Origin of the sequence: Pleurocapsa sp. FMAR1, from assembly GCF_963665995.1 — a bacterium.
In the GTDB taxonomy this organism is placed as follows: Bacteria; Cyanobacteriota; Cyanobacteriia; order Cyanobacteriales; family Xenococcaceae; genus Waterburya.
The window spans coordinates 1,053,237-1,075,300 of sequence record NZ_OY762512.1; the positions used below are offsets into that span (position 1 = coordinate 1,053,237).

Consider the following 22,064-nt stretch of genomic DNA (forward strand, 5'->3'; position numbering starts at 1 on the left):
AATGAAAACTATCCTAATTGTTGACGACGTACAATCTGAATTAGACATGATGGCAAATTACTTAACCAAAGCTGGTTATAAGGTCATCATAGCGATTGATGGCGATGATGCGATCGCCAAAACCATAGCCAACAAACCCGATGCCATTGTCACAGATTGGATGATGCCTAAAATGGGTGGCTTAGATATCTGTCGCCAACTGAAAAAAAATCCAGAAACGGCAAATATTCCTGTGATTACCTGTACTGCAAAAGACAGAGACGTAGATCGGATGTGGGCAACCAAGCAGGGAGTCAAGGCTTATGTGACTAAACCCTGTACTCAAGATCAATTGGTCAGCGCAGTTCAGATAAATACCAATGTCAAATCAGAGTGTAGCTGCCAAAGTTCAAGCCAATCTCCCAGAGCTATTTAAAAGTAATTTAGCTCCTGGTAATGCCTATATAAAATTTCAACTGACATCAGACATAACGGCTTTGCTATCGACGGATCGAGTAGAAGAATCTTTAATTGTCAAAGCAGAGCAAATAACTACTTTACCAAGTATGCCAAAGTCGGCAATCGGCATGATGGCTTCACGCGATCGCGTTTTTTGCGTCTTCGATCTGGCTCAATTATTAACCTTACCTTCTAAATTAATTACCCCTCGGCAATACCAAATTATCGTGCTGCAAACCACTGACCAAACACCTATTCAGGTTGGTTTAGCCGTTAATAGTGTCCAGGGAATTATGCGTTTGGCAACAAAACAAATCTCCTCATCCACAGATGCTGTTTCTCCTCAGATCGCTCCTTATATATCTGGGGCGGTCAACGTAGAGCAAACCACGATCCCCGTGTTGGAGTTTGAGCGCATCTTACAAGCTTTAGAAACACTATTGTAAGGTGAGAAAATTTATCTTTGTAGTGCATCTATCTTAGTTTTCAATAGCTGAACCCCAGCAAAATTTCCTGCCGAATAAATATAAATTATTTCTCATTATGAATCAGCAATCTCCAAACTATTCTACTTCTGACCCTAGTAAACTTGAAATGCCACGAAAAGAGCAGTCAAGTTCTTTCTGGCAGAAAATAACGCAAAAATGGAACAATATCCCTCTTAGAACTAAAATATCGCTTTTGTTGGTTACTGGAGCAACTATTCCTGTGGTAGCAGCAACTCAGGGAATTGTTAAATTTACCCAAAATGAATTAATCAGTAACTTGCAAAATACCTTAAATACTGAGTTAACTCTAATAGAAGAAGAAATTACGCTAGAAAGAGGAAAGCTAGAAGACAGCGCGCATAGTCTGGCACTAGCAGTAGAGGCTGCGGAAATTAATCTTAATAATACCGACAGCGTGCAGTCAAACAACCAAAAACTAGAATCTTTCATTGTCAAGACTCAAGCTCAAGCTCCAGATGCTAATTTTTACATTATTACTGATTCTCAGGGTCGAACGGTTGCCCAGTCATTGCAACAAGTAAATCATGATGGTGAAGAATATCCTTTACTTCCCGCAGAAGCAGACATGGATCGTACTGCCAGCAATACTTCGACTCAATTTAAATCAATCCAACTAAACAAGGGCATCAATCTTAAAAAACTCGGTATTATTAATGATTCTCTGCAACTATCCCGTCCCTTATCTGGTTTTGAATTATTATCTAATGACGTACTAAAATCTTTAGGACTAGCTCAACAAGCTGATATTGGCATCAGAGCGCAGAAAATAGAAGGACTAGCCGAACCAGAAAAGCCATATCCAGAGGCAGAGTTTAAGATCGACCAGGGAAAAGCTGGTCTGGTTCTGATGGCGGTAGAAACCATTGAATTAGGCAATAATGAACTAGGTACGGCGGTAGTTGGTACTTTAATCAATCGCAACTTTGACATAGTAGACCGCCTAAAAAACATAGCCAACGTTTCTACGGCAACTATATTTGCCCAAGATTGGCGGGTCAGTTCCAACGTACCTTATACCGACAAAAAAACTAGAGCAATTGGTACTAGAGTTTCTCGCGCTGTTGCTGATGTAGTACTCAAGCAAGGAGAAGTTTATCGAGGTAACGCCAACATCATCGGTACTGAATATCAAACGGGTTATGCCCCTATCTTTAGTTACCTGCAACAAATAGATAATGAGTCAGCCAAACCTATTGGCATTGCTTATGTTGGTGAACCTATGACTAAAATTAATTCTAATTTGGCAAGGATTGCTTTAATTGGTTATGCAATTGGCGGAATTATTTTAATTATTGTTGTTGCTATCATCCTTTTATCTCCTTTAGTTAAGTCTATTTCTCGTCCTATTAAAGAATTAACCGAATTTGCTACCAAAATTACTAACGGAAATTCTAAAATCAGACTTGAATCAAACCCTCGTCGAGATGAAATTGGAGTTTTAGCTCAAAATCTCAATGAAATGGCGCAAAGTATTGATGCCAACTTAGATGCAAAACAAAAGGAAGCTGAAGAACAACGCCTCGAAAAAGAAAAGTTAGAGTTAGCAATTTATACTCTGTTAGATGAAGTTTCTGAAGCCACAAACGGAGATTTGACCGTCAGGGCTAACTTAGACTCTCTAGAACTGAGTACGGTAGCCGATTTATTTAACGCCATTATTGGTAACTTACAAGACATTGCCATCGAAGCAAAACAGTCTACTGGTCAAGTAGGTTCTTCCCTCAAGCAAAACGAAGCAGAAATTCGGCTGTTAGCCGAACAAGCGATCGCCGAAGCTCAAGAAACTCGCGACACCTTGATGTCAGTCGAACAAATGTCTCAGTCGATTCAGGAGAGTTGCAGCCAATGCTAACCAAGCAGAACAAATTGCCGACGATACCTACAATACGGTGGTTAACAGTACCAATAATATGGACTTAACCGTAAGCAGTATTCTCGAACTGCGGACAACTGTTGGGGAAACAGCCAAGAAAATGAAGCGATTGGGAGAATCTTCCAGAAAATTTCTCAGGCAGTTTCGTTCATCGAAGAAATTGCCCTTAAAACCAACGTCTTGGCAATCAATGCTTCTGTTGAGGCTGGACGTGCTGGGGAGTATGGTCAAGGCTTTACTATCGTAGCAGAACAAGTGGGTGCATTAGCAGAACAATCGGCAGCAGCAACTAAAGAAATTGCTAGCATTGTGGCAGCAATTCAAGCCGAGACTCAAGAAGTAAACGAAGCGATGGAATCGGGGACAATTCAGGTAGTAGAAACCACTCGTTTATTTGAATCTACCAAAGCAAAGCTTTGGACTGGTACTAGAAAAATCACAAACAGATTAACCAATTGATGGAATTCTATTTCCCAAACTACCGTATCTCAAGCAACTACTTCCCAAAACGTGACTAATCTGATGCAGAAAATTGCCAACTTGTCTGAGGCTTCATCTCAATCTTCTACTAAGATTGTGCAGTCAATTTTGGAAACAGCCCTAGTTGCTCAAAAACTAGAATCGACTGTAGCCCAGTTTAAAGTCGCTGAATCAGTCTAATCATTTATCATTTACAACCGACATGGATATAGAACAACAGATTCGCCTCAATTTTCTTGATGAAGCTGAAGAACATTTTAATGCAATTGAATCTAATCTTCTGGGATTAGCCGATACTGAGATCGATACCCAAAAAGTAGATATTATATTACGTGCTGCTCACTCTGTCAAAGGTGGTGCGGCGATGATGGGTTTTGATATTCTTAGTCGAGTTGCTCACCGTTTAGAAGATTTTTTAAAAATTTTGCGGGTTCGCTATGCTGCTATTCGTATTGAGGCGGAAGTAGAAACACTATTGCTACAGAGTTCTGATTCTTTGCGTCACATTGGCGATCTTCATCGTCAGGGAAAAGAAGTTTTAGAGTCGGATATCAATCAACGCACCCAGCCTGTTTTAGATAAATTACGAGAACACTTAGGTGATTTAGAAGTTGCCGACGAAAATGCTTTGTTGGCACAGGATGAAGATATCGATCCTGCTGTATTAATCTTTGAAGAAGGAGTTGATGGGGTTTTAGATCGCTTTGAAACCAAATTACCAGCATTAGAAATTGATGAGTTGGCACAGGAACTATCTGCCACGGCTCAAGAATTAATTGGCTTTGGTTACATGGCAAGTCTCGATCCTTTTATCCAACTTTGTGAATCGATCCACCAACAGGCTGCAACTCTAACTTCATTAGAGATCGCTCCTTTTGCCGATCGCGCTTTAAAAACCTGGAGGCGATCGCACGCTTTAGTTTTAAGAGGCAGCATTGAAAAACTACCTTCTTATTTAGAAGGTTATGAAGATGTGGGTCAACAATCGAGTATTAGTAATGATACTGAATTTGAAATTGAACAGCTTGCTGCTGATAGTTTCTCCGAAGCAGATTTTGCTCCTGCAAGTGCTTTTGAGCTAAATGAATTGCAGTCAGCTTTTGAACCAGATACAGAAGATGAACAAGAATTTGACCCCTTAGCAGCATCTTTAGAATTAAGTGAATTACAATCTGCTTTTGACCTAGATATATCTGAAGATTCAGAGACTTTCGATCCACTTGCAGTAGATAGTTTAAAACTTGGTGAATTACAATCTGCTTTTGACCTAGATATACCTGAAGAAATACCCGTCAAAATTCAGCCAGAAGTCCAAAATCCTTCTCCTCTGCCAAAAAACGTTTCATCTGCCGAACAAGTAGAGAAAATGGTCAGAGTTCCCGTTTCCCAACTCCAACAATTCAATACCCTTTTTGAGCAGCTAGTTTTGAACCGTAACAGTATTAATTTGCGCGTAGATCAATTGCAAATTGCCATGTCTTTGATGGGTCAAAGAATGTTGCAAATGGAACGTTCTAATACTCAATTACAACAGTGGTATGGTCGTGCTTCGGTTGAAGGGCTTTTGAGCGAGAAAGAGCAGCTAGTATCGAGTTCAGTTGATACCGTAAACCAAAAGCCGAATCGCTTTGATAGTTTAGAAATGGATCGCTACAGTGATATTCATCTTATCTGTCAAGAACAAATAGAAACTATCGTTCAATTACAAGAGGTGGCAAGAGATATCGATCTGGGAGTACAAGAAGTTCATCAATCAGTGCGAGATCTTCACTACACCACCAAGTCCATGCAGGGCAACGTGACTCGTACTCAAATGTTACCTTTTGCCGATGCAGTTAAACGTTTCCCTAGAGTAATTCGCGATCTTAATCTTCAGTTCAATAAAAAAGTAGATCTCAAAATTGTTGGCGAAAGAACACTTTTGGATCGTTCTGTAATTGAGGCTTTAGGCGATCCTTTGATGCACCTGCTGCGTAATTCCTTCGATCATGGCATCGAAGACAGCCAAACTCGTATTGCTGCTGGCAAACCAGAAGCAGGAACAATTACGATCCAGGCAAGTAATCAAGGAACTTATAGCGTTATTACCTTAAGCGACGATGGCGGTGGAATTAAACTAGATAAAATTCGCGATCGCGTCCGTCAGATGGGCGTTTCTCAGTCTGAGATAGCGCAAATATCTGAAGCAGAGCTACTTAACTTTATCTTTGAGCCTGGATTTAGTACGGCACAAAGAGTTACAGAGCTTTCGGGCAGAGGCGTGGGTATGGACGTTGTTAAAACCAATCTCCAGGAAGTTCGCGGTGACGTTCAGGTGTCCACAGAACCAGGACAAGGAACAACTTTTACCCTGAGAATTCCTTTTACCTTATCTATTTTGCGGGTAGCAATTATTGAACAAGGAGACATAGTTTTTGCCATTCCCGCCAATAGCATTAGAGAGTTAATACCACTAGAGCTAGAATCAATCTTAACTTCAGAAAATACTAAAAAAGTAGATTGGAATCAGTCAGAAATTCCCCTGATCGAAATAGAAAAAATACTTACATATGGTCGTTCTCATAAAGCCCTCTATCTGACAGGAGAACCCACCATTAATCGCCCGATGACTTTAGTGGTCGGGAACAAACAATCTTATGCTGCCTTGAAAATTGCTCGCTTTTGGAATGAGCAAGAATCTACCATTAGAACCATAGAAAGTCCGATTCCTTTACCTCCTGGAGTAATTAGTTCGGTAGTATTTGGTGATGGTAGAGTTATTCCTTTAATCGACCCGATGGCATTAATCGATCGAGGTCAAATTAATTCTTTTGCAGACGATCCTGATTTAGATCTGCCAGAAATTAGTAATCTACCAACCACACCAACCATTCTGGTAGTCGATGACTCGATTAATGTACGTCGTTATCTAAGTCTGACTTTAGAAAAAGCAGGTTATCAGGTTGAGCAAGCCAAAGATGGTCAAGAGGCGGTAGATAAACTCACTGGCGGGCTTTTGGTACAGGCTGTTATCTGCGATCTCGAAATGCCAAGATTAAATGGCTATGGAGTTCTCGAAGAAATCAAAGAGCGACCTGAATTTGCCGATCTTCCTATAGCAATGCTCACCTCTCGTAGTAACGAAAAACACAAAAAACTAGCGATGAATTTAGGAGCTGCGGCTTATTTTTCTAAACCATATGATGAAAAAGAATTGTTAAATAAATTAAGCGAATTATTACAATTGGCAATGGAGTGATGCCATAACTTAAGTAAACATAATTTTACGCATCGTAAAAGCCATCAGACTAACTGCACAGACAACGGCTAACTGTCCTGGTAGAGGATGAATTGAATAAATGGCGATCGCCTGCCATAAAGATATACCTTCTTTCAAACCCGTTGAATAGTAAATCGCCGTTAAATAAATCAAACCGACTAAATGAATAACCATCAATCCAGCCAAACAACTAGCAATCAGAGAAGAGAATCGCACCAAAGTTTGAAATGCTAGCCAGCCACAAAGCCAAGCACCAAGTATAAATCCCAAAAGATAGCCAAAATTTGGCTGCTGTAAATAATTCAATCCCCCGCCTTGGTCAAATATAGGTAGTCCACTAATTCCCAACAGCACATAGGCAGTTTGCGAGATTAAAGCAGCATTTTTTCCACCTACACAGGCAATAAATAAGGCTGCTCCAATTTGATAGCTTACTCCTAAAGTATGAACTCCAAAGGTATCACCAAACCAAGACCAAGGGGCTGCAATAGTATAGGCGGGAATAAAAGTTCCGCCTATAGTCAAAATTAGACCAACTCCTGCCCACAGGAGCATCTCAGGCACAGAAGGAATATAAGCCCGATTTGGCTTATCTAATCTAATGTCTAGCTGATCTCGCAACCACTTATTTTCTTTTTGTAGGCTCTCTAAATTTTGCTGCTTTTGTTGAGTAAGTTTTTGTAATCGCTCAATGACTTCTTTAACTGTACGGGGAGTAATTTCCCATTCGTAATCAGTAATGTCAGCATTGGGCTTAGACGATTCTTTCAGGTTGGACATAGACTGAGGCTGTTGATGGCATTTCCCAGTTTAGCTTTTGATTAGTTATTTGTTGAGCAAATTGAACATTAAACATTAAACATTGAGCATTAAACATTAATACCAACTAATCAAGCGCAGCGTCGCCAGTCCACCAGCCTGATATTATAATAGTTCCTCTGTGGTGTTTGACTCTATCTACAGTCATAAAATAAGCCCAGGCTTTGCCTAAAAATCGATTATCTAAACTATAAACATCAACCAACTGACGATAGTATTCGTTTAGACTTGAATCTCGCCCTGGTTGATAACCTTCTAATCGGTCTAAGCTATTTAAAACACTAGGATCACTAAAAGTTAACAAGATTCCCCTAACTTTATTTTCTCCTGTAGTCATAGCAGGATAAGCAACGGGTAAAGCATATAAATTTCCCCAGGTATATGCAGGAATTTGTTTTTGAAGCTTTTTAAGGCAATAATAAGCAAAGTTGGCTTCTCCTGGCTTAAGAGTACCGTAAACAAAAACATTAAGAGTTAACGAGTCAGATTTCATTAGATAATTAATATCTGATAATTGATAATTAGGATTTAATCATTGAGAGTAGCTACCTGGAACATTAACTCAATACGGACTCGCCAGCAGATTGTCATTGACTGGCTACAGCAACATCGAGTAGATGTTCTTTGTTTGCAAGAAACTAAGGTACAGGATCGTGAGTTTCCACGATCGCCTTTTGCAGATTTAGGCTACAACACCTACATCTCTGGTCAAAAATCTTACAATGGTGTCGCAATTTTTAGTCTTCAGCCTTTGAGTGAAATTAGTTGTGGCTTTAGTCCAATTGTGGGAGATGAGGCGAAAGATTTTGATGAGCAAAAGCGAGTAATAAGTGGTGTGATAAATAATATACGAATTGTTAATCTCTATGTTCCCAATGGTTCGGCGATCGCTAGTGAGAAATATGAATATAAACTAAACTGGCTCAAGATCTTGCAGAAATACCTGCAAACACTACAGATTCAAGAACAAGAAATATGTGTCTGTGGCGATTTTAATATTGCCCTAGAAGATAAGGATATTTATACTTCCAAGGGCAGAGAACAACATATTATGTCTTCTCCTGTTGAGCGAGAAGCCTTGAAGCAAATATTGGAATTAGGCTTTCAAGATGCCTTTCGTAAATTTACCTTAGATGAAGGTCATTATAGCTGGTGGGATTACCGCGCTGCTGGCTTTAATCGCAACCGAGGTTGGCGCATCGATCATCATTATCTCACCCCAAAACTATATCAACAGGCTACAAAATCTTGGATTGATGTTGAACCCAGAAAGCTTACCAAACCTAGCGATCATGCCCCTGCGATCGTCGAATTTTAATCTGCAACAGCATTACGAACCCAGGTCATATTTGGGCGATCCGCAAACGTTCAATATCTTGAATTGGCGGCGCACCGAACAGACGGGAATACTCGCGACTAAACTGAGAGGGGCTTTCATAACCCACCTGGTAAGCTGTACTAGCTGCATCAGCATTCTCGGCCAGCATTAGGTAACGGGCGTTTAATAATCTTATTTGCTTTTGATATTGCAGTGGACTCATTGAGGTGACTGTTTTGAAATGGCGATGGAGTGAAGAAGAGGACAAATTAACCTGTTCGGCTAAATCTTCAATCCGCATCGGTTTAGCGAAGTTAGTTTTGATTAGTTTAATCGCCTTGGCAATATTCTGCATATTGCTGCCAGATGTGGCAATTTGACGAACCGCTTCGCTTTGTTCGCTGACTAAAAGGCGGTAATAAATTTCGCGTATAATTAATGGTGCCAAAAAAGGAATGTCTTGGGGTGTATCCAAAAGCTTTACCAGCTTGAGCGCACAGTCAATCAAGGGCAGCGTAGCATCGCTAACAAACCAGCCTTTAACGGATTCTTTTTTATCTGCACAGGTTGGAGTCTGAGAAATAATGTCGCAAAGCTGAACGGGGTCTAAATCAAGCTTGAGTCCCAAATACGGGCAATTTGGTGTTGCTTCTGTAACAAATCCACTATGGGGTAAATCGACTGAGATAACTAGATACTGAGCAACTCCATAACGATAGGTTTCCTCCCCTAGCAATGCTTCTTTTTGTCCTTGAACCACAATGGCGAGAATCGGCTCGCTAACATTGTGCATAGAGGTAAAAGTATCAGACTGTCGCGTAAATTCTAAAGGTGCGATCGCTGTTCCATGGATGCCATTACCTTTGCTATCGGTGCGCCTTGAGATTAATTGCGCTATCTCTTTACACTTGCTGATAGTCGTCTCATGTTCTAGTGCTTCAATGGTCATGTTTGATTCCTCACGAGTTTGGCTATATTTACCAGCTTATTACAAAAAAAACTACTCTCGTTAATCTGGTTGTTGAGAGGATTAGGCAATCATACGGGAGATTTAGGCATTCAAGAAGCAATTATTCAAGCCTATGATGAAACTGAGATTACAGATAATTAGGAGGAAAAAATTATGACTATCAAAGGTTATGGCTGTAAAGAACAAGGGGGACAATTGGAGTCCTTTGAATACGATCCAGGCGAATTAGCAGCAGATGCAGTCGAAGTTGAAGTCGAATACTGCGGTATCTGTCATAGTGATCTAGCAATGATCGATAACGACTGGGGAATTTCCAGCTACCCTTTTATTCCTGGACATGAAGCTATTGGCAAGATTGTGGCGGTAGGGACTCAAGTATCTCAAGATCGTATCGGTCAACGAGTTGGTGTAGGCTGGCAGTCAGCATCTTGTAATCACTGCAAAAACTGTGGCGTGGGCAAAGAATCTCTGTGTTTGAATCAAGGCGAAGTAGGTCAGACAATTGTCGGTCGTAACGGCGCATGGGCAAATAGGGTGCGATCGCAGGCTCATTGGGCTATTCCTCTTCCTGACCAATTAGACCCTTCCTTGGCAGGACCTTTGATGTGTGCAGGGACTACGGTTTGGTCTCCGATACGACATTATGGCGTGCGACCTGGGATGGAAACTGCGGTATTAGGAGTAGGTGGTCTGGGTCATTTGGCTGTACAGTTCCTTGCCAAAATGGGAACTCAGGTTACGGGTCTTAGCACTACTCGTTCTAAGGAAAAAAACACCCGAAAACTGGGGGCAACTGACTTTATTGCTACCAAGGAATCACCTGAAGATCTCGAAAAAGCTGTGGGGCGATTTGATTTTATCTTGTCAACGGTTTCAGCTAATGTAGATTGGAATGCTTATATCAATGCTTTATCACCTGAAGGAACTCTAGTTCTTTGCGGTGTTCCTGATGGTGCGGTTGAATTTATGCCTTTTCCCATAATCTTAGGGGAAAAAAAAGTGGGTGGCGGTCGGGCTGGTTCACCTTCTGATACCAAAGAAATGTTGGAGTTTTGCGCGGTTCACAATATTGCCCCGATGTGCGAACAATTTGCCCTGAAAGATATCAATCAAGCCGTTCAATACGTTCGGGATAATAAGGCGCGTTTTCGAGCAGTGCTTGCATATTAAGTAATCAGTCTATTTAATTCAAACTGATTCAAACTGATTTAACCAATAAATTTAGGAGTCAAAACCATAATGACGAAAAAAGTTGTTTTGATCACAGGTGCAAACAAAGGAATTGGGTACGAGGTTGCACGACAACTTGCAGATAATGAGTTACCTTACAACAATACCTATAGCTGGTATTTCAAAATGAAGGACGGTAAAGCGATCGAAGTAATTGCCTTTTTGGATATGCAGAAGTTCACTGATCTGTGGACTAATGTTTCAGTTTCACCGAAAAACTAATGTCGCTGGTTATGCCAATACTCGCTCTAAAGCGACTTGAGATCGAGCAGTATGTTTCTTTAATTAAAACTAACTCAAACAGGAAAGAAAATGATCATGTCAAAATTAATCGTAACAGGGATGATTTGTATATTGATGGCAACAGGGGCGATTTTCATCAGCTTACCGTTGCACGCTCAAAATTCGATTTCACCGTCTTCAAAAACGCTGACGCGACAGGAGCGTGGCGAACAAGTTTTCAACAGTCTTACTGGTAGCGAAGGACTTCCCCCGCATTTTCAGCAGCTTCAAAAAGATTTTCCAGAGCTTGCCGATCTAACGCTCAAATATGCTTTAGGAGATATTTGGGGTCGCGAGGTGTTAGACGACAAAACTCGTCAGCTAATTTCGCTAGCTGCATTCGCCGCCCAAGGCACAATGCCACAGTTCAAAGTTCATGCTCAGTACGCTTTGAACTATGGGGTCACACCCGAAGAACTAATGGAGGTCGTATATCTTACGACAGTTACGTCTGGCTTTCCTCGCGCTTTGATTGCAGCAGGAATGCTCAAAGAGCTGTTCCAAGAAAACGACGTCCGTTTTCCAGTAGCATCGCCGAACTAAATGCTTTTAAACGAGGTCATAATGCTCATTCACCAACGTCCAAGGTTTAATCAAGATAAACATTAACTTAAAGACAATTCCAGCGAAGGAAGTGCTTTAGCTGAAATAAAATTTTGCTCAATTAATATCTGATAAAGATCGACCTCGGTTTCAAGAAGGCACGCATGACCACTTTGAGGCAGTATTGCCATTTTTGCTTTGGGCATTAGGTTGACCAGCTTTTTGGCTTCTGCCACTGAAGGCAATAAACCATCGGCTGCACCAGCAAGAATTAAGCTAGGAATTTTCAAACTACGTAACTCCTCATCAGCGATTTTAAAATCTCTGAGCAGAGACAAACGCCAGCTAATTATATGAGGTGGCAAAGATTTCATGCTCTCTAGCAGATTGAGGCGATCGCATTCATTAATTCGATTTAGTTGCGCCAAGAAAGGTAGTAGCCCCGCAGCCGAGTAGCGATGTATCCAGGTAGGTAGCCAAGGAGCAATATCCGCGCCTAAACCTAACATAGGTAGCTGGTTAGAAGAAGAAGCGGGATTAACTAAAACTAGTTTTTTAATCAATGCTGGTGCAGCTAAAGCTGTTTTTAGTGCTAAACAACCACCAAAAGATTCACCACACAGATATACTTCTTTATTCGTCTTACAGTCTAATTCAGATTTAATCAGCCTTACCGTATCCCTAGCTAGATCTTGCCAGTTACTGTAGTTATCGCTGCGAATCTTAAAACAACGCAAATCAAAACGAGTTGCTAATTTATCCGCCTGATTCTGAAATAGCTTGCCTGTACCATCCATTCCAGGAAGATAAACGAATAATGGAGCATCTCGATTAACTTTTCTTGCCTCTATAAAATCTACGCTATATTCAGAACTCATAAATAATAAATACAATCAATATGTAAATTAAGAAAATTAAAACTTAAAATTACTTCATATACACTATTGTCGTACATTCCTCTTCAAAAATAAATTTATTTATACCTTTCTTTATATTGTGTTCACAGCAACCGATGAAGGGTTTACTTATGACATTCACTACTTTTTACTTCTTACTCATCCTTTATAAGTCCCTTCTTGTAATAAATCTGTGATCTGATTCTGGCAATAGTTAGTTAAGTCTGTAGCGAGTATTTTTGCCTGTTTACCTTTATACTCCTGTTTTTGTGCCGTATTTATCAAGTAGGGACGACCGATCAATACTTTAACGCGGTGGTAAACCAACATTGGATGTAACCCCTGGTGTTCAAAAAACGGTTCATGGCGATCAAACTGCTTAAGCCAGCTAATAGGAATACTGGAATAATTTGTTTCTGAAATTGAAGCGATCGCCACTGGCAAAACAGCTAAATTATTAACAGGAACTCTCCAGGCTAAATGAGCAAAACCACGCTGAAATTCGCCCATTTCGTTGGGTGCGGTAGGCTCAATCATTGGTTTAGTACCTTCAGGAAACAAACCAACCCACTGTCTATAAGCAAGAAGATTGCTTGCCTGGGCAAAAAACTGCTTTTGTCTTTGATTGGCTTCAGCCAGGGGAAAGCAGCCTAAAGAATCAACAATTTCTTTGACCACTGGAATTTCTCCCATGTAATGATGACAGGCAATTCTCAAAGAATAAGGAATTGTTTTAATCAGAATTGGTGCATCTAAAAAACTACGATGGTTGCTAATAACAATAGTCGGAATATCTTGGGGAATGCGATCGCCATAAGATAGAGTTAAATTTAAATTAACTGCCGATATTAAAGACTGAGCGATTAAACGAGGTGGAATAAATGGCATTTAAACAGATTATTAGCTGATCTAAGGCAAGGTGAATAATACCTTAATGTTGTTGCCAGTTTAGGCTTATCTATAGTATGAAGCACAGTCCAACAATTAACAAAGGTTTTATGTTTTCTCAATTTACAAAAATTATATTGAAGCTGCAATGATTAATTAAAGTTAATACAGTTTTTTAATCACTTTGTTAACGAAGTAGAAAAATTATTAAGTATTTTCCTCAACCCCAAATTAACCACCATTTTGTAATTGATATCATTTACATATAGTTATCATAATTTATTTAAACTAAACTAAAGCCCTTCAATCTATTAAGATAATTGTTTTAGAGAAGTTTAAAAGTTAGATTAAAGCGTATTGAACATCAATTTTATCGGCTATATTGCTCTCAAACCCAAAAGGCTATAAAACATATATCCTTTTGGTTTGGACAAAGCGATCGCTCTTTTTTAAATGAATAATACAGATCATCATAAATTTGCTTTAACTACTCCCCTTTATTATGTTAACGGCGTACCGCATATTGGTAGTGCCTACACTACTATGGTGGCTGATGCTGCTGCTAGATTTCAGCGTTTGCAGGGAAAATCTGTTTTATTTATTACTGGAACAGATGAACACGGACAAAAGATTCAGCGCACTGCTGTTGAACAAAACTTAGAGCCTCAAGTTTTTTGCGATCGCAATGTTGAAAGCTTTAAATCTCTGTGGTCACAATTAAACATCAAATACGATCGCTTTAGTCGTACCACTGCGCCTAATCATCAAGCAATTGTTAATGAGTTTTTTGAGCGTGTCTGGCAACAGGGTGATATCTACCTTGATCGCCAACAGGGTTGGTATTGCGTCTCTTGTGAAGAGTTCAAGGAAGAACGAGAATTAATCGATGATCGCCATTGTGCTATCCACACTAGCAAGCAAGCAGAGTGGCGGGATGAAGAAAATTATTTTTTTCGTCTTTCTAACTATCAGCAATATTTAGAAGAACTATATGAGTCCCAACCAGATTTTATCCAGCCAGCTACGCGACGCAATGAAGTTATCAACTTTGTTAAACAAGGTTTAAAAGATTTCTCTATTTCCCGCGTTAATTTAGATTGGGGTTTTCCTGTTCCTGTAGATAAAAAGCACACTATCTATGTTTGGTTTGATGCTCTTTTAGGCTATGTTACCGCTTTGCTTGAACCTAATCAAGAACCAACTTTAGATAATGCCTTGTCTCAATGGTGGCCGATTAATTTACATTTAATTGGTAAAGATATATTACGTTTTCATGCAGTTTATTGGCCAGCTATGTTAGCTTCTGCTGGTTTGCCTTCACCAAATAAAGTGTTTGGTCATGGCTTTTTGACCAAAGATGGACTCAAAATGGGAAAAACTTTGGGCAATACCGTCGATCCCTTTGAGCTAGTAGATAAGTATGGTGCAGACGCTGTACGCTATTACTTCCTCAAAGAAATTGAGTTAGGTAAAGACGGCGATTTTAATGAAACTCGTTTTATTGAAGTGCTTAATAACGATTTAGCTAATGTCTTGGGCAACTCGCTTAACCGAACTCTGGGGATGTTAACCAAATATTGCCAAAGTAAAGTTCCGCAGTTAAACAGTGATGACTATGATTCAGACCATCCACTTTTTAGTATTGGCATGGATTTAGGCGATCGCGTGGCTTTAGCTTACGAAAATCTGCAATTTAGTCGAGCTTGCGAAGAAATATTAACTTTGGTGCGCTCTTGCAATAAATATATTGATGACAGTGCGCCTTGGAGTTTATTTAAGCAGCAAAAACAATCTGAGGTAGAACATATTTTATATGCCGTCTTAGAGTCTGTACGTTTGTCGGCTTACTTGTTGTCTCCTGTGATCCCCGACATCAGCAGCAAAATTTATCAACAGTTAGGGTTTGACTGGGATTTTAACAGTAGCGATCGAGTACAGACAAAGGAAGATTTTCTGATTCATTCACAGTGGGGCAAACTATCTATTAATAAAAAACTAGATAAGGCTAGTCCAGTCTTTTCTAAATTAGAATTACCGTCGAAAGATTAAATTATGACGATTAACTTAACACAGTATATTTTTTTACTGATATAAGATTACTAGCATAAACGACAAGCCACAGTGACATTATCGTTGATATTGAAGCATATCTATACCAATTAATTATAGATAGAAAATTGATTATTTACTTTAACAGTCAACTTTACACCGCCTTACGCGGTCAAAATTTTAAAAGCTTGAGCTTAACTTATAAAACTAGAATACTCGGTTTGGCTGCTTGATGCGGTCAGTAATTACAGGGTTAATCCACCCAAATAGAAAAACTTTTTTGGATAAAAAACGAGGCTTAATAAAATGTTGGACAACTTCGGAAGTGACCCTATCTTTACATCTGAACAGATTTTAGAAAATAGAGGACGGGTGGGAATTTTTATTGATGGTTCAAATTTATTTTACGCTGCACTACAGCTAGGTATTGAAATTGATTACAGCAAACTCTTGTACCGTCTTACGGGAGGTTCAAGATTACTCAGATCGTTTTTCTACACGGGAGTAGATCGCACTAACGAAAAACAACAGGGCTTTTTACTGTGGATGCGCCGTAATGGTTATCGCGTCATTGCCAAAGACTTAGTACAGCTACCAGATGGCTCTAAAAAAGCCAATCTAGACGTAGAAATTGCCGTGGATATGATGGCTTTGGTATCTGCCTATGACACTGCCGTATTGGTCAGTGGCGACGGGGATCTTGCTTATGCAGTAGATGCAGTTAGTTATCGTGGTGCAAGAGTAGAAGTTGTCAGCTTGCGATCGATGACTAGCGATAGCTTAATTAATGTAGCTGATCGCTATATTGATTTGGATCAAATAAAAGAAGACATTCAAAAAAATACCAAACATGGCGATCCCTATCGCAGTTTTTCTGGATTTGGCATCTTGGATGATTAGAAAATCTCTGAGGAGGAAGGCATTGCTTTTCTCCTACAGTTTATTGTTAATGTTATTGCTGGTTATTTTTGTAGGCTGTCAAACATCGCCTCCCAATCTCAAACCTAAACCCGAACCTAAAAGTGCAGAGAAGACTAGATTAAATACTCAGTTAGTTTTAAACAACGCTATTTTAGAGCAGTCTAATCCGCAAGATAATACAGTCTGGAAAATTAGGGCTGATACTATTACCTACAGTGAAGACAAAGAGATCGCTAATTTAAGTCAGGTTGTGGGCAATTTATTACAAGATGGCAAGATAATCTTGCAAATTAGTGCCAACAATGGAGAAGTTCGAGATAATGGCAACGTCATAGTTTTAAAAGAAGATGTAATTGCCAGCGATCCCCGCAACCAAAGCACCATTGAAAGCAACATTGTAGAATGGCGACCTCAAGAAAATTTGTTGTCGATTGAAGACAGCTTAAAAGCTATCGGTTCTAATTTAGAAGTTACTGCCAAATCAGGCAAGTATTTTACTGACCGTGAAAGCTTAGAAATACAGGGCGATGTTATCGCTACGACGGATAAACCTGCCTTGCAGTTAAAGTGCGATCGCCTGATCTGGAATGTTGCTCAAAACCAGATTAAAAGCCCTGGTGCGGTTGAAATAGTAGGCTTCGACCAAGCTGAAACCGTTACCGATAAATTAGTAAGCGATCGCGCTGAAGTTAATTTAACTCAAAACATTGCTACTCTACACAACAATATTGAATTTAGATCGCTTCAGCCAAAATTACAGGCGGCTACCAATTTTTTAACCTGGGATTATCAAAAGCGGATCGGTAAAACAAATCAGCCAATTGAGATTTTAAATCGCGATCGCCAAACTAGCCTTACAGGTAACGCAGGCGAAATTAACCTTCAGCAGCAAATAGCTAAATTACAAGATGGAGTGCGGGGAATCAATCAGCAAAAGCAATCAGAATTGTATGCTCGTCAATTAACCTGGAAAATCGATACAGAAGAAATTACAGCAACCGATAATGTAATTTACGAGCAAACAGATCCAAAAGCCAGATTAACTGGAGAAAAAGCAGTAGGTACTTTGGGCAACAACAACATCGTCGTTACTAGCAATGGCAAACAACAAGTTACTTCAGTTATCGATAACTGAGTCATTTTGAATTTATAGTCATTCCAATTAATTTCCTCATGATTGACTGGTTTTAAGTCAGAGGTCACAGATCGGAAGAGTTATAGCTGTTTCAAGGAAAAAGTATTTTTATCCTAAGCAGATTGAGCCAAAATCTTGATATATTCTTTAACCGTGGTGGCAAATCCCATTTCCAGAGCCTCCGCTGTCAAAGCATGACCGATAGATACTTCTAAAATGTTAGGAATGGTACAAAACTTGCCCAAATTGTCAAGGTTAAGATCGTGTCCTGCATTTACTCCCAAACCTAACTCTTGAGCTTTTTGTGCTGCATCGGCAAACTGTTGCCAAGTAACTTCTAAATCTTTATTTTCCCGATATGCCGTAGCGTAAGGTTCAGTATAGAGTTCAATTCGCTCTGCACCAGTAGCAGGGACAAGACTAATTTGCTCAACATCTGCATCCATGAACAAGCTAACTCGACTTCCCAGACTCTGTAACTCTTTAATGATTGGAATCAATCGCTCTTGATCTTTAGTTAGATCCCATCCGCTATCAGAAGTAAAGGTGTCAGGGGTATCAGGAACAAGAGTACATTGTGTCGGCTTTACTTGGCGGACAATTTCCATGAAAGAAACTTCCAAAGGATTCCCTTCAATATTAAATTCCACGGGAGTTACCACCTCTAGCAAATCATAAACATCCTCTGGTCGAATGTGCCTTTGATCTGGGCGAGGGTGAACCGTAATTCCTTTAGCACCAGCATCAATACATATTTGTGCCATTTTTGTAATGCTGGGAATACCAATATTACGAGTATTTCTAATTAATGCCACTTTATTTAAATTGACGCTGAGATTTGTCATTTGCTAATTATGTTAATTGCTAATTTAGGCTTTTTTACCCTTCATTAAATATTAAACAACGAATTAACTGACAAATGCAGTGCGCGGAGTGCGATCTCGCGTCAAGAGTAATAAACGAAGGCAGAACAATCATGAAGCGATGAAGTATACGACATAAGCGCCCTCTGCACGTCGCGCCTCTGCCTTCAAGGGCGAAGCCCGATAACCTTTACAGATTCAATCTTATAAACTCAGCCTTGACCAAAACATCTATAAAAAGTAAACCAGTGGAGTCGAGAAATACTCAATAAACTAGCTCTTAAGTCATACAATAGAACAATTGTTTCATAACGATATCAACGCTTAATAGACTAGATGCGGTAAGCGTTGTAATTACCAGCAAACTCAGATTAATTTTTAAGAGTTTAACATTCTGCGTCTTGAGGTAAGTTGTTCATCATCCTACCTGATGCCTAGAATTTAAATAATGATATTCAGTCATTGTCAATTGTTAATTCTATGAAACGGCTTTATAAATCAGTATTAGGCGCGATCGCAATTATTGTAGGCTTGTGGCTGATATTTGAGTTTTCGGCACGGTTGTTTGCAGAAATTCTTTGGTTTAAGGAAGTAGATTACCTGGCAACTTTTCTAATTCGTCGGCTGAGTCAATATCTACTTTGCTTTGTAGTCACTAGTATTTCTATACTATATTTATGGCTAAATCTCAGGCAGACAAAGCGTTGGCAGTGGCAATGGTTACCAAAAGACGATTGGTATGATGCGGGTATTCCCTATACTCCTCAACAAAAATTAGCTTTGCCAAAGGCGGATAAAGTTACCTGGGGCAAACAAATACCTAAAAGACGTTATCCAGACAAAAAGACTTATTCTCCTCGTTTAAAATTACCTTTATTATTATTTGCAGCGATCGCTCTTGCTGTTGGCATTACCTGCATTATTTTAAACTATGCTCAATCTGCTTTGACTATATGGCAGACCAGTTACCAGCTACCGCAAATTGCTGCCACCTTAAAACCGCCTTTAGATGCCTTTAATTTGGCTAATGTTACGGGCTTTCTTTTAAGTTATCTACGGCAGTTAGCAATAGTTGTTATCTTTGTCGGTTTGCTGTTGTGGAAACCTCAAGTTAGTTTAAGAGCGATCGCCATTTTAATTAGTCTGATTTTTGGCTTGATTGCTGCGGGCAAGTGGACAATATTTTTGCGTTTTTTAAATCTATCTAACTTTGATTTTATCGACCCACAATTTAATCAGGATATTGGTTTTTATATCTTTCGCTTACCTTTGTGGCAGTTAGTAGAATCTTGGTTAACTGGCTTATCCTGCTTTGCTTTGATATCTTGTGCCTTATTTTATCTACTATCGGGCAATAGTTTATCTGAGGGTCGCTTTCCTGGTTTTGCCAAAATTCAACTGCGTCATCTGTCTTTTTTAGGTGGAGTAGTAATGATTGCCTTGGCTTTGCAACACTGGCTTAATCGCTATGATTTACTCTATAGCTCTCGTGGAGTAGTTTATGGTGCAGGATATACCAATATCAAAGTTCAGCTACCTATTGAAATATGTTTAACTGCTGTATCTCTTATTGCTGCTGTTTGGTTGTTTTATAAAAGCTGGACTGGCTATCAAAATCTCCAGATCCAACAGCGCAAATTTAAACGAATTGTTTTTCTGGTTTTACCTTTTGCAGCTTATCTATTGATTTTTTCTCTTAGCAGTGTTTTGAGTTCCACAGTGCAGCGTTTAGTAGTTCAACCTAACGAGTTAGTCAAAGAACGACCTTATATTCAGCGTAGTATTAAGATGACCCGCAGGGCTTTTAATTTAGATAATATTGAGGCACAGACATTTAACCCTCAAGGTCAATTAACTGCTCAAGATATACGAGATAACGATTCGACGATTAAAAATATTCGTCTTTGGGATACTCGCCCCATCCTGCAAACTAACCGTCAACTCCAGCAAATTCGTCCTTACTATCAATTTTATAATGCGGACATCGATCGTTATTTACTAGGTAAAGATGCAGCAGCCTACAAACAGCAGGTAATTATTGCCGCTAGAGAGTTAGATTATCGTCAAGTTTTAGATATCGCCAAAACCTGGGTTAATGAGCATCTAATTTACACTCATGGCTATGGTTTTACTTTGTCTCCCGTTAATCGCGTAGCAGCAGGAGGTTTGCCCTACTACTACGTTAAAGATATTGGTACAGGTAGCCAAGAATCAGGCACTTTAACAATATCTGATGAGGTAATTCGTCAAAGTATACCTATCGGTAAACCCCGCATTTATTACGGTGAATTGACCAATCCTTATGTTATGACCTCTACTAAGGTTCGGGAATTAGATTTTCCTAGTGGTGAAGAAAATGTTTATACAGTTTATGAGGGTACAGGAGGAATTAAAATTGGCAACTATTTCCAACGGGTATTGTTTGCCCAATACCTTAAAGATTGGCAGATGCTGTTTGCCCAAAACTTTACTGCTGATACCAAGCTACTATTTCGACGCAGTATCAAACAACGGGTAAAAGAAATCGCCCCATTTCTCAATTATGACCAAGATCCTTATTTAGTCGCTGCCAAACCCGATAATCAAACTAATAATCGGGATTATCTTTACTGGATCATTGATGCTTATACTACCAGCGATCGCTATCCTTATTCCGATCCAGGCAAAAATAGTTTTAATTATCTTCGCAACTCCGTTAAAGTTGTTGTGGATGCTTACAATGGCAAGACAGATTTCTATATTGCTGACCCTACAGATCCTATAATTCAAACCTGGGACAAGGTTTTTCCTCAGCTATTTAAACCTCTTTCGGCGATGCCTTTAGAATTGCGTCAACACATCCGCTACCCCGAAGATTTATTTAGTATCCAGTCAGAAAGGCTACTTACTTATCACATGACAGATCCCCAGGTATTTTACAACCGAGAGGATCAGTGGCAAATTCCTAAAGAAATTTATGGCACAAAATCCCAGGCGGTAGCACCCTATTACCTAATCATGAAGCTACCTACCGCTACCAAAGAAGAATTTATTTTACTGCATCCTTACACTCCTACTAGTCGTCCTAATCTAATTGCTTGGTTAGCAGCCAGATCCGACGGCGCAGAATACGGCAAACTCTTACTCTACAAATTTCCTAAGCAAAAGCTAATTTACGGACCAAATCAAATAGAGGCTTTAATCAACCAAGATCCCGTAATTTCTCAACAAATATCTCTCTGGAATCGACAAGGATCGAGAGCAATCCAAGGAAATCTTTTAATTATTCCCATCGATCAGTCCTTGCTGTACGTCGAGCCTTTATATATTGAGGCAGAAGAAAATAGTTTACCTACTTTGGCGAGAGTAATTGTCGTTTACGATAATCAAATCGTGATGGCAGAGACTTTGGATAAAGCTATTGAGACAATCTTTAATGGCAAAAGCGATCCTAAAGCTATTATCCGACCTTTAGAGAATGTAAACACTAATCAGTAAAGCCAGAGGTCAGTAGGGGCGAACGGCCCTTCGGGTTCGACATCGCAAAGCATTCCCTTGCTAGCGGGTGTGGAACATGGCTCCTGGACGGAGCCGTTTCCACCCGCTCTGACG

Annotated in this window: 21 protein-coding genes; 15 read left to right on the top strand and 6 right to left on the bottom strand. The window is 39.7% G+C overall.

Features of this window, described 5'->3' with window-relative positions:
- Position 1 precedes the first annotated feature (1 nt).
- The 6 genes from SLP02_RS05175 to SLP02_RS05200 all read left to right on the top strand — a co-directional run bounded on the left by SLP02_RS05175 (position 2) and on the right by SLP02_RS05200 (position 6,538).
- A complete protein-coding gene (locus SLP02_RS05175; protein ID WP_319419583.1) occupies positions 2 to 415 on the top strand; it encodes a response regulator in 414 nt (137 codons plus the stop codon).
- The gene (locus SLP02_RS05180) at positions 360 to 884 is read left to right on the top strand and encodes a chemotaxis protein CheW (RefSeq protein WP_319419584.1); all 525 of its coding nucleotides are present in this window, start codon (positions 360 to 362) and stop codon (positions 882 to 884) included. The genes SLP02_RS05175 and SLP02_RS05180 overlap by 56 nt, the downstream gene beginning before the upstream one ends.
- A gap of 97 nt (positions 885 to 981) precedes the next feature.
- The gene (locus SLP02_RS05185; protein WP_319419585.1) at positions 982 to 2,799 is read left to right on the top strand and encodes a cache domain-containing protein; all 1,818 of its coding nucleotides are present in this window, start codon (positions 982 to 984) and stop codon (positions 2,797 to 2,799) included.
- Between the two features lie 129 nt (positions 2,800 to 2,928).
- Positions 2,929 to 3,279 (top strand): methyl-accepting chemotaxis protein, encoded by a 351-nt coding sequence (locus SLP02_RS05190; protein ID WP_319423656.1) that lies wholly within the window; start codon positions 2,929 to 2,931, stop codon positions 3,277 to 3,279.
- A 51-nt stretch (positions 3,280 to 3,330) separates the two neighbouring features.
- Positions 3,331 to 3,480: a hypothetical protein gene (locus SLP02_RS05195; protein WP_319419586.1), complete on the top strand. Its 150-nt coding sequence runs from the start codon at positions 3,331 to 3,333 to the stop codon at positions 3,478 to 3,480.
- A 22-nt stretch (positions 3,481 to 3,502) separates the two neighbouring features.
- Positions 3,503 to 6,538, top strand: a complete 3,036-nt coding sequence (locus tag SLP02_RS05200) for a hybrid sensor histidine kinase/response regulator (protein ID WP_319419587.1) — start codon at positions 3,503 to 3,505, stop codon at positions 6,536 to 6,538.
- A 9-nt stretch (positions 6,539 to 6,547) separates the two neighbouring features.
- On the opposite strand, the gene SLP02_RS05205 is transcribed toward SLP02_RS05200, so the two are convergent.
- Both SLP02_RS05205 and SLP02_RS05210 read right to left on the bottom strand, forming a co-directional pair.
- Positions 6,548 to 7,339: a biotin transporter BioY gene (locus SLP02_RS05205; RefSeq protein ID WP_319419588.1), complete on the bottom strand. Its 792-nt coding sequence runs from the start codon at positions 7,337 to 7,339 to the stop codon at positions 6,548 to 6,550.
- A gap of 106 nt (positions 7,340 to 7,445) precedes the next feature.
- Positions 7,446 to 7,871, bottom strand: a complete 426-nt coding sequence (locus tag SLP02_RS05210; protein WP_319419589.1) for a gamma-glutamylcyclotransferase family protein — start codon at positions 7,869 to 7,871, stop codon at positions 7,446 to 7,448.
- Positions 7,872 to 7,913: 42 nt separating this feature from the next.
- Here SLP02_RS05210 and xth point away from each other — a divergent pair, with 42 nt between their 5' ends.
- Entirely contained in the window at positions 7,914 to 8,696 is a 783-nt protein-coding gene (xth, locus tag SLP02_RS05215; RefSeq protein ID WP_319419590.1) for an exodeoxyribonuclease III, read from the top strand.
- Positions 8,697 to 8,721: 25 nt separating this feature from the next.
- Here the strand turns inward: xth and SLP02_RS05220 are convergent, their stop codons facing one another.
- The gene (locus SLP02_RS05220) at positions 8,722 to 9,645 is read right to left on the bottom strand and encodes an AraC family transcriptional regulator (RefSeq protein WP_319419591.1); all 924 of its coding nucleotides are present in this window, start codon (positions 9,643 to 9,645) and stop codon (positions 8,722 to 8,724) included.
- 18 nt (positions 9,646 to 9,663) lie between these two features.
- Between SLP02_RS05220 and SLP02_RS05225 the strand changes: the two genes are divergently transcribed.
- The 4 genes from SLP02_RS05225 to SLP02_RS05240 all read left to right on the top strand — a co-directional run bounded on the left by SLP02_RS05225 (position 9,664) and on the right by SLP02_RS05240 (position 11,721).
- Positions 9,664 to 9,807: a hypothetical protein gene (locus SLP02_RS05225; protein ID WP_319419592.1), complete on the top strand. Its 144-nt coding sequence runs from the start codon at positions 9,664 to 9,666 to the stop codon at positions 9,805 to 9,807.
- Between the two features lie 12 nt (positions 9,808 to 9,819).
- Positions 9,820 to 10,836, top strand: a complete 1,017-nt coding sequence (locus SLP02_RS05230) for an NAD(P)-dependent alcohol dehydrogenase (protein WP_319419593.1) — start codon at positions 9,820 to 9,822, stop codon at positions 10,834 to 10,836.
- Between the two features lie 69 nt (positions 10,837 to 10,905).
- Complete coding sequence (locus SLP02_RS05235; protein ID WP_319419594.1) at positions 10,906 to 11,118, top strand: nuclear transport factor 2-like protein; 213 nt, start codon at positions 10,906 to 10,908, stop codon at positions 11,116 to 11,118.
- Positions 11,119 to 11,214: 96 nt separating this feature from the next.
- Entirely contained in the window at positions 11,215 to 11,721 is a 507-nt protein-coding gene (locus SLP02_RS05240) for a carboxymuconolactone decarboxylase family protein (protein ID WP_319419595.1), read from the top strand.
- Positions 11,722 to 11,783: 62 nt separating this feature from the next.
- On the opposite strand, the gene SLP02_RS05245 is transcribed toward SLP02_RS05240, so the two are convergent.
- Positions 11,784 to 12,599 (bottom strand): alpha/beta fold hydrolase, encoded by an 816-nt coding sequence (locus SLP02_RS05245; RefSeq protein ID WP_319419596.1) that lies wholly within the window; start codon positions 12,597 to 12,599, stop codon positions 11,784 to 11,786.
- 177 nt (positions 12,600 to 12,776) lie between these two features.
- Complete coding sequence (locus tag SLP02_RS05250; RefSeq protein WP_319419597.1) at positions 12,777 to 13,505, bottom strand: lysophospholipid acyltransferase family protein; 729 nt, start codon at positions 13,503 to 13,505, stop codon at positions 12,777 to 12,779.
- 453 nt (positions 13,506 to 13,958) lie between these two features.
- Here SLP02_RS05250 and metG point away from each other — a divergent pair, with 453 nt between their 5' ends.
- The 3 genes from metG to lptC all read left to right on the top strand — a co-directional run bounded on the left by metG (position 13,959) and on the right by lptC (position 17,610).
- Positions 13,959 to 15,554 carry a methionine--tRNA ligase gene (gene metG, locus SLP02_RS05255; RefSeq protein WP_319419598.1) on the top strand — a complete coding sequence of 532 codons (1,596 nt, stop codon included), beginning with the start codon at positions 13,959 to 13,961 and terminating at the stop codon, positions 15,552 to 15,554.
- Positions 15,555 to 15,860: 306 nt separating this feature from the next.
- Positions 15,861 to 16,454 carry a LabA-like NYN domain-containing protein gene (locus SLP02_RS05260; protein WP_319419599.1) on the top strand — a complete coding sequence of 198 codons (594 nt, stop codon included), beginning with the start codon at positions 15,861 to 15,863 and terminating at the stop codon, positions 16,452 to 16,454.
- Positions 16,405 to 17,610 (top strand): LPS export ABC transporter periplasmic protein LptC, encoded by a 1,206-nt coding sequence (gene lptC, locus SLP02_RS05265; RefSeq protein WP_319419600.1) that lies wholly within the window; start codon positions 16,405 to 16,407, stop codon positions 17,608 to 17,610. Before SLP02_RS05260 ends, lptC begins: the two co-directional genes overlap by 50 nt.
- Positions 17,611 to 17,723: 113 nt before the next feature.
- Here lptC and SLP02_RS05270 read toward each other — a convergent pair whose 3' ends face one another.
- The gene (locus SLP02_RS05270; RefSeq protein ID WP_319419601.1) at positions 17,724 to 18,455 is read right to left on the bottom strand and encodes a pyridoxine 5'-phosphate synthase; all 732 of its coding nucleotides are present in this window, start codon (positions 18,453 to 18,455) and stop codon (positions 17,724 to 17,726) included.
- Between the two features lie 498 nt (positions 18,456 to 18,953).
- On the opposite strand from SLP02_RS05270, the gene SLP02_RS05275 reads away from it, so the two are divergent.
- Positions 18,954 to 21,950, top strand: coding sequence for a UPF0182 family protein (locus SLP02_RS05275; protein WP_319419602.1), 2,997 nt, complete (start codon positions 18,954 to 18,956; stop codon positions 21,948 to 21,950).
- Positions 21,951 to 22,064 lie beyond the last annotated feature (114 nt).